This window comes from Inquilinus ginsengisoli, from assembly GCF_050434925.1.
In the GTDB taxonomy this organism is placed as follows: domain Bacteria; phylum Pseudomonadota; class Alphaproteobacteria; order DSM-16000; family Inquilinaceae; genus Inquilinus; species Inquilinus ginsengisoli_B.
In genome coordinates, this window is record NZ_JBNDJK010000001.1 from 118717 (window position 1) to 132413 (window position 13697).

The following is a 13697-nucleotide window of genomic DNA, read 5'->3' on the forward strand; positions in this document are numbered from 1 at the left end:
GCCCCGGTATGCGAACAATCGGCCGATGTTCCGATTCACCCTCGACCTGCCCGACGAAGCCGCGACCGCAGCCCTGGCGGCGCGGCTGGCGGCGCTGCTGCAGCCCGGCGACATCGTCCTCCTCGCCGGCGACCTGGGCGCCGGCAAATCCTTCCTGGCCCGCGCCCTGATCCGCGCCGCCGCGGGCGAGCCGGAGCTGGAGGTGCCGAGCCCGACCTTCACCCTGGTCCAGTCCTACGACCTGCCGGCGGGCGAGCTGTGGCATTTCGACCTGTACCGGCTGGCGGCGCCGGACGAGGTGCTGGAGCTGGGCTGGGACGAGGCGCGGCTGGGCATCTGCCTGGTGGAATGGCCGGACCGGCTGGGGTCGCTGACGCCGGCCGACCGGCTGAAGATCGAGCTGACCCACGGCCCGGGCGACGGCCGCGTCGCCAGCATCATCGGCCTGGGCGGCCGCGGCGCAGCCCTGGCCCGGGCCCTGCGCGAGGAGCCATGATCCCGCGGGTCTTCACCATTCCGGCCAGCGGCGGCGTCGCCGACGCGCTGGCGCGCGGCCTGCTGGCCCAGGCCGCGGGCGACCCGCTGGCCTTGGGCGCCATGACCGTGCTGCTGCCCAGCCGGCGGGCCGGCACCACTCTGCGCGACGCCTTCCTCCGCGCAGCGGAGGGCAAACCCCTGCTGCTGCCCCGGCTGCTGCCGGTCGGCGACATCGACGCCGACGCGCTGGGCCTGGCCGCCGGCGAGACCCCGGCGGTGGCCGAGGCGCTGGAACTGCCGCCGGCGATCCAGCCGCGGCAGCGGCAGATCCTGCTGGCCAGGCTGGTCCTGGCGCGCGGGGACCAGGAGGTCGGCGCCGACCAGGCGATGCATCTGGCGGCGGCGCTGGCCCGGCTGCTGGACGAGGTCCAGGCCGAAGGGCTGGGCTTCGACCGGCTGGACGGGCTGGCGCCGGAAGAGCTGGCCGAGCATTGGCAGGAGACGCTGCGCTTCCTGCGCATCGTCACCGAGACCTGGCCCGAGGTGCTGCGCGAGCTCGACGCCCTCGACCCGGCCGAATGGCGGGCCCGGCTGACCCGGGCCCAGGCCCAGGCCTGGACCGCCACGCCCCCGGCCGACCCGGTGATCGCTGTCGGCCTGCTGGGCACCAACCCGGCCGAGATCGGGCTGCTGCGCGTGGTCGCGTCGCTGCCGCAGGGGGCGCTGGTGCTGCCGGGCCTGGACCGCTTCATGGATGGCGAGAGCTGGGACCAGCTCGATGACGGCCACCCGCAGCAGCCGCTGAAGCGGATGCTGGAAGGGCTGGCCGTCGACCGGATGGCGGTCGCCGACTGGCCTGGCCCAGCCCCCAGCGGGCCGGACCGCGCCGTGCTGCTGCGCGAGGTGATGCGGCCGGCGGGCACCACCGATGCCTGGCGCAGCCCTGTCGGGCTGGACGCCGCGGCGCTGGCCGGGCTGGTGCGGATCGACTGCGCCACGTCGCAGGAGGAGGCCGGTGTCATCGCCCTGCTGCTGCGCGAGGTGCTGGAGACCCCGGGCCGCACCGCCGCGCTGGTGACGCCGGACCGCGACCTGGCCCGCCGAGTGGCGGCGCAGCTGACCCGCTGGCAGGTGGCGGTCGACGATTCGGCCGGCCGGCCCCTGGCCGACACCCCGGTCGGGGCCTATCTGCGGCTGGTCGCCGACGTCGCCTTCCGCGACGCCTCGCCGCTGTCGGTGCTGGCCCTGCTGAAGCACCCGCTGGCGGCCGGCGGCGAGCCGATCGGCCTGTTCCGCGAGGCGCTGCGGCGGCTGGAGCGCCGGGTGCTGCGTGGCCCGGCGCCGGAGGCGGGCATCGCCGGCCTGAAGGCGGCGCTGGCGGCCAGCGGCGCGGGGCCGTCTCTGGGCCTGTGGCTGGACAAGGTCGCCGCCATCCTCGGCCCCTTTATCGACGCGGTGCGCGCCGACGGCCAGTCTCCGGCCGAACTGCTGCGGCTGCACATTGCCTGCGCCGAGGCCCTGGCGGCGACCGATGCCGAGTCCGGCCCCGCCCGGCTGTGGCGGGCCGAGGACGGCGAGGCGGCGCAGGCCCTGGCCGAGGAGCTGCTGGCCGGCTTCGACGGCTTCCCGCCGATCCCCGGTCCGGACTGGCCCGGCCTGTTCGAGGCAATGCTGGACGGGGCGGTGGTGCGGCCGCGTTGGGGCCGCCACCCGCGACTGGCGATCCTGGGCCCGGTCGAAGGCCGGATGGCGCGGTTCGACCGCATCGTGCTGGGCGGGCTGAACGAGGGCACCTGGCCGTCCGCGCCCGCCGCCGACCCCTGGCTGTCGCGGCCGATGCGGCGGCAGTTCGGCCTGCCGGCGCCGGAGCGGCGGATCGGCCTGGCCGCCAACGACTTTGCCCAGGCCGCCGCCGGGGCCGAGGTCTATCTGACCCGGGCGGAGAAGGTGGAGGGCACGCCGACCGTGCCGTCGCGCTGGCTGCTGCGGCTGCAGGCGGTGCTGGACGGCGCCGGCCTGGCCCTGGCGCCGCCGGCGCGCGACTGGCGCGCTTTGGCCCGGCACATCGACCAGCCGGATGCGGTGCGGCCGGTGGCGCCGCCCCGGCCGAAGCCCCCGGTGGCCGCCCGGCCGCGGCGCCTGTCGGTGACCCAGATCTCGGTCTGGATGCAGGACCCCTACGCCATCTACGCCCGGATGGTGCTGGGGCTGGAGCCGCTGGACCCGATCGAGGCCGAGCCGGGCGCGGCCGAGCGCGGCATCGCCATTCACGACGCCCTGGCCGCCTTTCTGCAGGCCTATCCCGAGGCGCTGCCGCCGGACGCGCTGGACCGGCTGCTGGCGCTGGGCCGGGCGGAGTTCGCGAAGCTGCCGCCGGGGCCGGACATCCGCACCTTCTGGTGGCCCCGCTTCGCCCGCATCGCCGCCTGGTTCGTCGAGACCGAGGCGCGGCTGCGCACGGCCGGGCGGCGGGCGATCCTGACCGAGCAGAAGGGGCTGGTAACCCTGCCCGCCCCGGCCGGGCCTTTCGCCCTGTCCGGCATCGCCGACCGCATCGACCAGGGCCCGGACGGGCTGGTGGTGGTCGACTACAAGACCGGCGTGGTGCCGAGCAACCCGCAGATCCTGGCCGGGCACCAGCCGCAGCTGCCGCTGGAGGCGATGATGATCCGCGACGGCGGCTTCCCCGGCGTGCCCCAGGGCGTGCCGGTGGCCGGGCTGGAGCATTGGCGCCTGTCCGGCGCCGCCACGGCCGGCGAGATCAGGCCGGTGAAGCCGGCCGAGGGCGATTTCGCCGCCCTGGCCGAGCAGGCGCTGGCCGGGCTGCACGGGCTGGTCGCCCGCTTCGACCTGCCGGAGACGCCGTACCTGTCGCAGCCGCGCGGCGTGGCGCCCCGCTTCTCCGACTACGCCCATCTGGCCCGGGTCAAGGAATGGTCGGCGGGGGGCGGCGAGGAATGAGCCTGATCCGCCCCGACCCGACCGCGACGCAGCGCGAGGCGTCCGACCCCGGGCGGTCGGTCTGGGTCGGCGCCTCGGCCGGCACCGGCAAGACCAAGGTGCTGACCGACCGGGTGCTGCGGCTGATGCTGGCGGGCACCGCGCCCGACCGCATCCTGTGCATCACCTTCACCCGCGCCGCCGCGGCCGAGATGGCAAATCGCATCGCCGCCACCCTGGCGCGCTGGGCGACGATGCCGGACGACCGGCTGCAACTGGAGCTGGCCGACCTGATGGGCGCGCCGCCCGCCACCGCGGTGCAGACCGAGGCGCGACGGCTGTTCGCCCGGGTGCTGGACGTGCCCGGCGGGATGCGGATCCAGACCGTGCACAGCTTCTGCCAGTCGTTGCTGCGCCGCTTCCCGGTCGAGGCCGGGCTGCCGCCGCAATTCGAGCTGATCGACGACCGCAGCGCCGCCGAGATGCTGGAGCGGGTGCGCCGCCAGGTGCTGGAGGATGACGGGCTGGGCTGGGCGGTCGACCGGGTGGCGGCCGCGGTCGGTGCCGACGAGTTCGGCGAGATCGTGCGCGCCATGGTGGCCGAGCGCGGCCAGCTGACCCGCCTGCTGGACGGGCATGGCGGGCTGGAATCCCTGGTGGCCGGGATCCGCCGCGCGCTGGACCTGCCCGAGGGCGCCACCGCCGACAGCCTGCTGCGGGAGGCCTGCGATGATTCGGCCCTCGATTGCGCCGCGGTGCGCACCGCGGCCTACGCCCTGCTGGACAGCGGCGCGACGAAAGATCAGGACCGCGGCACCACCATCGCCAACTGGCTGGAGGACCTGGACGGGCGCGTCGGCCGGTGGGGCGAGTATCTGCGCGCCTTCCTGACCAAGGACGGCACCATCTTCAAGACCCTCGCGACCAAGGCCGCCGCATCCAGGTCCGGCGTGCTCGAAGCGCTGCAGGCGGAGGCGGAGCGCATCCTGGCCCTGACCGAGCGGCTGCGCGCCGCCGAGACCGCCGACGCCACCGCGGCGCTGCTGACCCTGGGCGCGGCGCTGATCGAGCGCTACCGGGCCGAGAAGGCGCGGCGTGCCCTGCTGGACTATGACGACCTGATCCTGCAGGCCGGCGACCTGCTGGAGCGGCCGGGCAAGTCGGCCTGGGTGCTGTTCAAGCTGGATGGCGGCATCGACCATGTGCTGATCGACGAGGCCCAGGACACCAGCCCGGAGCAGTGGCGCGTGGTCGAGGCGCTGACGAACGAGTTCTTCGCCGGCCTCGGCGCCCGCGAGGATGTCGACCGCACCGTCTTCGTGGTCGGCGACGAGAAGCAGTCGATCTTCAGCTTCCAGGGCGCCGACCCGGCCGAGTTCAGCCGGGTGCATGGCCTGTTCGACCGCCGCAGCCGCGAGGCCGAACGGCCGTTCCGGACCATCCCGCTGGAGACGTCGTTCCGCTCAGTCTCCGCGGTGCTGGAGCTGGTCGACGCCGTGTTCGCCCGCGGCCCGGCGCTGGACGGGGTGGCACCGGAGCCACCGCACCATTTCGTGTCGGAGCGCCGGCGGCTGCATGGCGGGCTGGTCGAGCTGTGGCCGCTGCTGGGCCCGAGCGAGAGCGACGAGGCCCCGGCCTGGGAGCCGCCGACCGAGCAGCGCGGCATCAGCGACCCCGGCGCCCGGCTGGCCCGGCTGATCGCGGCGCGCATCGCCGGCTGGCTGCGCGACGGCACGATCCTGGAGTCGAAGGGCCGGCCGATCCGGCCCGGCGACGTGCTGATCCTGGTACGCACCCGCAACCGCTTCTTCGTCGAGCTGATGCGGGCGCTGAAGGCGGCTGATGTCCCTGTCGGCGGCATGGACCGCATGGTCCTGACCGGGCAGCTGGCGGTGATGGACCTGATGGCCCTGGCCCGCTTCCTGCTGCTGCCGGAGGACGACCTGTCGCTGGCCGAGCTGCTGAAAGGCCCGCTGGTCGGCTTCGACGACGACCGGCTGTTCGCCCTGGCCCATGGCCGGCGCAGCACGCTGTGGGGAGCGATGGCCACCTCGCCCGACCCGGCGGTGAAGGCGGCGCGGGCGTGGCTGTCGGAGATCCTGGACCGGGTCGACTTCCAGGCGCCGTTCGAGCTGCTCTCCGGCGTGCTGGCCCAGCCCTGCCCGGGCGACCGGGTCTCCGGCCGCCGCGCCATGCTGGGCCGGCTGGGGCCGGAGGCGGAGGACCCGCTGGACGAGCTGCTGTCGCTGGCCCTGGGCTTCGAGCGGCAGCTGCCGCCGTCGCTGCAGCGCTTCCTGCACTGGCTGGAGACCGGCACCACCGAGATCAAGCGCGAGCAGGAGCAGGGCGACGGCCAGGTGCGGATCATGACCGTGCACGGGTCGAAGGGCCTGCAGGCGCCGATCGTGATCCTGCCCGACCTGGTCGGCATGCCGCGCGGCGGCGCCCGGTCCGGCGAGAAGATCCTGTGGCCGGATGAGGCGCTGCCGGTGCCGCTGTGGGCGCCGCGCGCGGCGGACCGGCCGCCGGCCTATCGCGAGGCGATGGAGCGCGCCGACCGCCGCCGCGACCAGGAGTACCGCCGCCTGCTGTACGTCGCCCTGACCCGGGCCGAGGACCGGCTGTATCTGTGCGGCCACTACGCCACCGAGCGCGGCAAGCCGGCCGATGGCTGCTGGTACCATCTGGTCCGCGACGGGCTGGCGACCCTGCCCGACGCCGCGACGGTGGCGATCGACGGCATCGAAGGCCCGGGAGTCGAAGGCGGGGGCCTGCGCCTGCACCGCCCCCAGGCCGACCGCGCCGCCGGGCCCGAGGCCGTCGCGCCGGAAGCCACCGCCGCGGTGCCGGCGCCGGACTGGCTGCACCGTCCGCCGCCGCCGGAGCCCGACCCGACCCGGCCGCTGACTCCGTCGCGGCCCGAGGTCGAGCCACCGGCCCGGTCGCCGCTGGACGGCAGCGACCAGGGCCGGTTCCGCCGCGGCGCGCTGATCCACGCCCTGCTGCAGGCGCTGCCCGACCTGCCGCCCGAGGCGCGCGAGGCGGCGGCGCGGCGCTATCTGGCCCGGCCGCAGCATGGCCGCGACGAGGCCGAGCAGGCGGAGATCGTGGCCACCACCCTGGCGGTGCTGGGCCAGCCCGGCTTCGAGGCGCTGTTCGGCCCCGGCAGTAGGGCCGAGGTGCCGGTGGTCGGCCTGGTCGAGGGCCGCGCCCTGTCCGGTCAGATCGATCGGCTGGTGGTGACGCCCGATTCGGTGCTGGTGGTCGACTACAAGACCAACCGCCCGCCACCGGCCAGCATCGAGGCGGTGCCGCGCGCCTACCTGGTGCAGATGGCCGCCTACCGCGCCGCGCTGCGCCTGGTTTATCCAGGCCGGACAGTGCGCTGCGCGCTGTTGTGGACCGAGGGTCCAAGGCTGATGGAACTCCCGCCCGGGACGCTGGACCGGCATGCCCCCGGCGCATCGGCTTGACCTTGTTCCGTTCCCGTCCCTACCCTATCTCCACGTGGTGAGGTGGCGTCCCGCCCCTAAGGCAAGGAATTTCCATGAGCACGAAGCCCGTCTCGGATACCAGCTTCGAAACCGACGTCCTGAAGGCCTCGGGTCCGGTCCTGGTGGACTTCTGGGCCGAATGGTGCGGCCCCTGCAAGATGATCGGCCCCTCGCTGGAGGAGATCTCCGCCGAGCTGGGCGGCAAGGTCAGCGTGGTCAAGCTGAACATCGACGAGAACCCGATGACGCCGCCGAAATACGGCGTCCGCGGCATCCCGACCCTGATGCTGTTCAAGGACGGCCAGGTCGCCGCCACCAAGATCGGCGCCGTGCCGAAGAAGAGCCTGCAGGACTGGGTCGAGAGCAACCTCTGATCCCGCTGCGATCCTGATGGAAAGCCCCGCTTCGGCGGGGCTTTTTCATTGAGCAGCGGTCGGAGGCCGCTTCGCCCGGCGGCCTTCCGCCACAAGCCAGAGAGCGAAGCGCTCCGCCGCGGGATGGCTCGCCAGCGCGGGCCTGAGGCAGGTGAAACGGGTCGCCAGGGGCCGGAAGCCCCAGGGCGCGACCAGCCGGCCGGTCTCGATGTCGGTCTGGGCGAAGGCCCAGGCGGTGACCGCGATCCCCAGGCCGGCGGCCGCCGCCTCGATCATGTAGGAATTGTGCTCGAACGACCGCTCGGCCGACGGCGAAGGCAGCGCGACGCCCGCATCCGCGGCCCATCGGGCCCATCCGTCCGCGAAGGTCTCGCTGTGGAGCCTGGGCAGGAGCAGGGCCGCCTCGCGGCCCGCCGCGCCGGACAGGGCGGGGGACAGCACCGGGCCATAGGCGTGTTCGAGGAAGGGCGTCACCTTGACGCCGGGCGGTGCCGCACCCCGGTGCAGCCGGATTGCGGTCTGGACGCCGCTGAAGCTTGCCGTGCCGCCATCCTCGAGGATCCGGACCTGGATACCGGGATTGCTTTCGATGAAGCCGGCGAGGCGCGGGATCAGCCACTTCATGGCGAAGGTGCCCGGCGAGGAGACGACGAGCTCCTCACCCGGCCCGGTACCGGGCAGCCCCGCCGCGATCCGGTCGAACGCCGCGGCCAGGCTGGCGGCGAGCTCTTGTCCCGCCGGTGTCAGGGCGAGATCGTGCCGCGGCCCGGCCAGCAGCTTCGCGCCGAGCTGCTGTTCCAGCGCCTTGATCTGGCGACTGACGGCGCCATGGGTGACGCAGAGCTCGTCGGCCGCGCGCACCATGGACCCGGCGCGGGCGAAGGCCTCGAAGGCCTGCAGGCCCTTCAGCGACGGCAGCCGACGCCTCATCCTGTGACTCCAGCTCACATCCCCGACCGGCTTAGTCGATTGCCCGGCGGCGGCCAAGGCCCGATCAATCAGGAGTGATCCAACCAGGAGCCGTGCCATGACCAGTTTCGCCGAGCGCTTTGCCGATCTCTCCGCCCGCCGGTCGCCGCTCTGTCTCGGCCTCGACCCGTCGGAGGAGCTGTTCCGGCGCTGGGGGTTGGCCGACGACATCGCCGGACTGCGCCGGTTCTGCCGGACGGTGCTGGAGGCGGCGGGCGACCTCGTCGCCGTGATCAAGCCGCAGACCGGCTTCTTCGAACGCTTCGGCGCGGCGGGCATGGCCGAGCTCGCCGCCGCGGTCGCGCAGATCCGCAGCCAGGGGGCGCTGTGCCTGATCGACGCCAAGCGCGGCGACGTGGCCGGAACCATGGCCGGCTATGCCGCCGCCATGCTCGGGGCCGGACCCGGCTTCGGCGGCGACGCGGTGACGGTCAGCGCCTATCTGGGATTCGACGCGCTGCGGCCCGTGTTCGACCGGGCCGTGGCGACGGGGACGGGCGTGTTCGTCGTGGTGCAGCCCTCGAACCCGGAGGGGCGCGCGCTGCAGCAGGCCCGCCATCCCGACGGCCGCACCGTGGCGGAAGCCCTGGCCGACGAGATCAGCGCCTTCAACGCGGCCCGGGGGCCTGGCATCGGCGCGCTGGGCGCCGTGGTCGGCGCGACGACCGATCCGGCCGCCATCCTCGACCGCCTGCCGCAATCCCTGATCCTGGCGCCCGGCATCGGCGCGCAGGGCGCGGAGATGGCCGAGGTGGGAGCAAAGTTCCGGTCCGCGCGCAAGCGGGTCCTGCCTTCGGTGGCCCGCGCCATCCTCGGCCAGGGGCCGGGCGTGGCGGCGCTGCGCGACGCGATCCTGCGCTGCCGCGAGGCCGCGTGGCCAGCGTGACGCCTCGATGTCTCACGGTCCCGATTCGAAAAAAGCCCGGCTTCCGGCGGGCTTTTCCGTCGGGCCGCACCGGCCCGCGTCTAAGCTGGCCCCCGGCCCGTCATTGCCCCGGCGCCCCGTAATTCTGCTCGAACCACTGCTGCTGCTCCTGCTGCGCGCGTTCCTGCTGCTGCCGCATCATCTCCTGCTGATAGGCCTGCTGCTGCGAATCGTCGGAACCGCCCGCCTCCGACCCGGCGCCCTGGCCGTTGTAGTAGGCGTGAAGCTGGCTCTGCGGCACATAGACGGGCACGGAGTCCGGATCGTCCGGATTCGGATAGATCTGGTAGACCGGCTCGTTCGATGCCTGCGGCTGCCCATAGCCGCCGTCCTGGCAGGCGGCGAGGCCGGCACACAGCATCAGAACGACCGGGTGAATCCGAAAGAGACGCATTCCTGATTCCGTTCATCGTGATGGAGCCGCGGCGAGGCCCGCCCCTGGAGCCCGAGCTTCGCACGCACCCTGTGGCGAACGAAAGGCAGGCGCCGCCCTACTCCACCTTCTCGCCCGGATAGGCGCCCCAGAAAGAGGCCCGGCGCATCCAGCCGCGATAGCCCTTGAGGTCGACATAGCACCAGTCGGCCTGCGCCCCGTCGCCCGGGCAGCGCAGCAGCGAGCCGATCACCCCGGGCTCGGCCTTCGCCATCAGGCCGGAGCTCTCGCCGGGCTCGTTGTAGATCGGCTGGTCCTCCTTGCCGGTGACCACCAGGCTGCGCCGGCGGGTCAGCAGGGCCTGGTGGACCCAGCCCTCGATCCCCTCCCAGTCGCGCACCCGGCGCCAGGTGTCGAACTCCGCGATCACCTCGACCGGCAGGCCCTTCTTGCTGACCACCCATTCGACCGGATAGCGCTCGCCCGGCCCGGTGCGGAGGTTCACCTCATCCGACCGCAGCGAGACGAATCGCGGCACCGGCTGGCCGCTGCCGGCGGCATGGGCCACCAGCGGCGCGGCTGCGCTGAGGACGAAGAGGAGGGCGGCGATGGATCGGCGCATGGATCCCTGGGCGGCGGCGGTCGATGCCGACACAAGAATCCCGGTCGCCGCCGCCGTCAAGTGCGTCCGTAGCGGCGCATGATCCCGGGCAGCCGCTCGACCGGCAGGGCGTGGCTGACCCGGCCTTGGCGTCCCTTGGTGGTCTCGGCAGCGCAGAGCGAGTTCCAGATCGCCTCCTCCGTCGCCTCGACCACCGCCGCCATCAGCGGCTGCAGCGCGAAATCCGGCAGCATGCGCAGCTTGTCATAGGGCAGCGTCCGGCTGGTATCGGTGGCCTGGCCGAGATCGTTGCCGGTGGAGAAGGCGATGAACACGTCGCCGCTGCCCGGCCAGCCCAGGCCGCCGCAGCGGGCCAGGCCCAGCCCGGCGCGCTGCGCCAGCCGCTTGAGCTGGTGCGGGAACAGCGGCGCGTCGGTGGCGACCACGACCAGGATCGAGCCTTCGACCCGGCGCTGGGCGAAGCAGCTGGGCACGTCGGTGACCGGGATCTCGCGCCCGACCGGTACGCCGTCGAGCAGCAGCCGGTCGCGGTCGCCGTAATTGGTCTGCACCAGGATGCCGACGGTCCAGCTGTCGCCGCCCTGGGCGACGATGCGGGAGGCGGTGCCGGTGCCGGCCTTGAACTCATGCGCGTTGGTGCCGGTGCCGCCGCCGGCGCAGCCCTCGGCCACCGGTTCGGCGGTGGCGCGGCGCAGCGCCTCCAGCGCGTGATGCGGCCGCACCACGAAATGCTCGCTCTCGGACAGCCAGCCGTCATAGGTCTCGGACACCACCGGCATCTTGAAATCGGCGCCGGTGGCCAGCGTCACCTCGGCATCGACCATGCCCTCGTGCACCGCGCCGATCGAGAAGGTGCCGGTCAGGGACAGCGGGCCGCACAACAGGCCGAACTCGTTGATCCAGGTCAGGCCGGTGACCTCGCTGTTGCCGTTCAGCACATGGCCGGCGGCGAACAGGTTGCGGCGCCAGATCTCGCCGTCCTGCGGCACGATCGCGGTGATGCCGGTGCGGATGACATGCGGCGTCTCCTCGACCAGGGTGACCTGGCCGACCAGCACGCCGGGGACATCGGTGATGCCGTTCTTCGGGCCGGGCGGCAGCGTGCCGATCGACAGCCCCAGATCCCGCAGCCTCGCGCGCGCCATCCCACCCTCGCCGTATCACCGGAGCTTAACCCCCCGCGTCCTGGGTAACAGGCCGGGCGGGTGCGATCTACGCCCCGATTGGGGTGTATGGGACAAAGAAAAGGGCCGACCCGATGGCCGGCCCGAGTTGAACAGGGAGGTTCATGCACGATGCGGACGTGCACCCCTAGAACCCCTTGCCAGGGGGGAGGTTCCCACCCCCTTGAAAAATTTTGCCCGCCATGTATGCGCCGTTGGAATTTGCCTATCTTGTAAGCGCAACGGACCCGGCCTCACCCTAGCGCGGCGTCGAACAGCGCCTCGTAATCGGCCCGCGACACCGGCCGGGCGTTGCTGGCGGTGGAGTGGTCGGCCACGGCGCCGGCGACCGCGCGGTCGCGATGCGCCTCGGTCACGCCCATCTCGCGCAGGCTCTTCGGCAGGCCGATCCGGGCATTGAGATCCTCGATCGCGGCGGCGAGATCGGCCTCCTCCGCCAGCCCCATGGCGCGGGCCAGCAGCGGATATTTCGCGGCCGCCGCCGGGGCGTTGAAGCGCAGCACCGCCGGCAGGATCACGGCGTTCAGCGTGCCGTGATGCAGCACCGGGTCGGGGATGGCGCCGAGCGCATGCGACAGGCCGTGCACCGCGCCCAGCCCCTTCTGGAAGGTCAGGCCCCCCTGCAGCGCCGCCATCATCATCTCGGCTCTCGCCTCGCGGTCGCCCCCATCGGCCACCGCCCGCGGCAGGAAGCGCATGGCCCGGCCGGCGCCGTCCAGCGCGATGGCATCGGCCGGCGGGTTGTAGCGCGGCGACAGGAAGGTCTCGATGCAATGGGTCAGCGCGTCCATGCCGGTCGCGGCGGTCAACAGCGGCGGCAGGCCGAGCGTCAGCTCGGGGTCGCAGATGGCGCGGGCCGGAATCAGATGCCCGCTGATCAGCGCCAGCTTGCGGCCGTCGCGCAGGGTGATCAGGGCGCCGCGCCCGACCTCGCTGCCGGTGCCGGCGGTGGTCGGGACCGCGATCAACGGCACCACTGGGCCGATGCGGCCGGCGCCGCCCTCGATCAGCGCGTATTCGGCCAGCTGCCCGGCATGGGTGGCGCGCAGGGCGACCGCCTTGGCCAGGTCCATGGCCGAGCCGCCGCCGAGCGCCACCAGCCCGTCGCAGGCGCCGTGCCGGAAGGCGTCGAAGGCCGCGTCGACCGCCGCCTCGGTCGGGTTGCCCGGGGTCTCGGTGAACAGCGCGTGCTCCGCCGGCAGCATCCGGCGCACCCGGTCGAGCAGCGGCAGCCGGGCGATGCCCGGATCGGTGACCAGCAGCGGCTTGCGAATGCCGAGCTCGGCCAGCTCCTGCGGCAGCAGCTCGACCGCGCCCGCGCCGAAGCGGGTGGTGGTCAGGTAGGTGATGGTGTCGGCCATCGTGCGGTCCTTCTGCGGAGATCGGAGGAACCCTAGAGGATGCCGCCCGGCACCGGAAGCCGTGGAAGATCTTCGCCCTGCGACCCGCTAGGCTGTCCCTGTCGCTACCCCGAGTCCCGAGTGCATCGCATGCGGCGCTTGGCCTTCCTATCGGCCGTCCTTCTCCTGACGGTCCTCAGCCAAGTCGGCGGCGCGGTGCTGATCCTCGCCTGGCTGCTGGGCCGCGCCCTGCTGCCGAAGGGCTCGCTGCGCGGCCTCGCGGTCCTCGCGCTCTTCGCCATCCTGTATTCCGCCGCGACCCTGGTGGTGATTCCGCCCCTCGCGGCGCTGGCCGGGCGGGTGCCCCTGCCCTGCCGGGCCGAGCCCGGCCGCCCGGTTGCCACCGGCAGCCCGCTGTACTGCCTGCTGAACCGCAACTATGTCGACCCGCGGCTGGTGCCGCTGCTCGATGCCCTCGCCGCCGCCATGGAGCAGGCGTATCCGGGCACCGTCACGCTATATCTGGACGCCAATTTCCCGTTCCTCGACGGCATGCCGCTGGCGCCGCACCTGTCGCATGACGACGGCCGCAAGCTGGACCTCGCCTTCTTCTATGCCGATCCTGGCGGCGCCTATCGGCCGGGCTCTTTGCGCTCGCCGGTCGGCTACTGGACCTTCGAGCAGCCGGGACCGGACGACCCGCAGCCTTGCATCGAGCCGCGCTGGCCGACGCTGCGCTGGGACATGGGCCTGCTGCAGGGGATGTACCCCGACCGGCCGCTGGAGCCGGAGCGGACCCGGGCGGCCCTGGCGTGGCTGCTGGAAGAGGGGCCGCGCTTCGGGCTGGAGAAGATCCTGCTGGAGCCGCATCTGGTCCACCGCCTCGGCCTGTCCTCGCCGCTGCTGCGCTTCCAGGGCTGCCGCGCCGCCCGGCATGACGACCATCTGCATCTGCAGATCACGCCCTGACGGCGCAAAGGCTTTGCGCGGCCCGACGCA

Annotated in this window: 11 protein-coding genes; 6 read left to right on the forward strand and 5 right to left on the reverse strand. The window is 73.3% G+C overall.

Annotated features, from left to right (window positions below):
- Positions 1-25 precede the first annotated feature (25 nt).
- The 4 genes from tsaE (at position 26) to trxA (ending at position 7285) form a co-directional block, all read left to right on the forward strand.
- Positions 26-496 carry a tRNA (adenosine(37)-N6)-threonylcarbamoyltransferase complex ATPase subunit type 1 TsaE gene (gene tsaE / locus QFZ27_RS00605; RefSeq protein ID WP_429224141.1) on the forward strand — a complete coding sequence of 157 codons (471 nt, stop codon included), beginning with the start codon at positions 26-28 and terminating at the stop codon, positions 494-496.
- Entirely contained in the window at positions 493-3438 is a 2946-nt protein-coding gene (gene addB / locus QFZ27_RS00610; protein ID WP_429224142.1) for a double-strand break repair protein AddB, read from the forward strand. Before tsaE ends, addB begins: the two co-directional genes overlap by 4 nt.
- A complete protein-coding gene (addA, locus tag QFZ27_RS00615) occupies positions 3435-6890 on the forward strand; it encodes a double-strand break repair helicase AddA (RefSeq protein ID WP_429224143.1) in 3456 nt (1151 codons plus the stop codon). Before addB ends, addA begins: the two co-directional genes overlap by 4 nt.
- Before the next feature lie 74 nt (positions 6891-6964).
- On the forward strand, positions 6965-7285 hold the full coding sequence (gene trxA / locus QFZ27_RS00620; protein ID WP_138887962.1) for a thioredoxin TrxA: 321 nt from the start codon (positions 6965-6967) through the stop codon (positions 7283-7285).
- Positions 7286-7330: 45 nt separating this feature from the next.
- Here trxA and QFZ27_RS00625 read toward each other — a convergent pair whose 3' ends face one another.
- A complete protein-coding gene (locus QFZ27_RS00625) occupies positions 7331-8215 on the reverse strand; it encodes a LysR substrate-binding domain-containing protein (RefSeq protein ID WP_429224144.1) in 885 nt (294 codons plus the stop codon).
- A gap of 97 nt (positions 8216-8312) precedes the next feature.
- On the opposite strand from QFZ27_RS00625, the gene pyrF reads away from it, so the two are divergent.
- Positions 8313-9140, forward strand: a complete 828-nt coding sequence (pyrF, locus tag QFZ27_RS00630; RefSeq protein WP_429224145.1) for an orotidine-5'-phosphate decarboxylase — start codon at positions 8313-8315, stop codon at positions 9138-9140.
- Positions 9141-9240: 100 nt separating this feature from the next.
- Here pyrF and QFZ27_RS00635 read toward each other — a convergent pair whose 3' ends face one another.
- The 4 genes from QFZ27_RS00635 to QFZ27_RS00650 form a co-directional block, all read right to left on the reverse strand.
- Complete coding sequence (locus QFZ27_RS00635) at positions 9241-9573, reverse strand: hypothetical protein (protein ID WP_429224146.1); 333 nt, start codon at positions 9571-9573, stop codon at positions 9241-9243.
- Positions 9574-9670: 97 nt separating this feature from the next.
- Positions 9671-10174: an SH3 domain-containing protein gene (locus tag QFZ27_RS00640; protein WP_429224147.1), complete on the reverse strand. Its 504-nt coding sequence runs from the start codon at positions 10172-10174 to the stop codon at positions 9671-9673.
- 56 nt (positions 10175-10230) lie between these two features.
- Positions 10231-11319, reverse strand: coding sequence for a DmpA family aminopeptidase (locus QFZ27_RS00645; RefSeq protein WP_429224148.1), 1089 nt, complete (start codon positions 11317-11319; stop codon positions 10231-10233).
- 272 nt (positions 11320-11591) lie between these two features.
- On the reverse strand, positions 11592-12719 hold the full coding sequence (locus QFZ27_RS00650; protein WP_429224149.1) for an iron-containing alcohol dehydrogenase: 1128 nt from the start codon (positions 12717-12719) through the stop codon (positions 11592-11594).
- 129 nt (positions 12720-12848) lie between these two features.
- On the opposite strand from QFZ27_RS00650, the gene QFZ27_RS00655 reads away from it, so the two are divergent.
- Positions 12849-13667, forward strand: coding sequence for a hypothetical protein (locus tag QFZ27_RS00655; RefSeq protein WP_429224150.1), 819 nt, complete (start codon positions 12849-12851; stop codon positions 13665-13667).
- Positions 13668-13697: the final 30 nt, after the last annotated feature.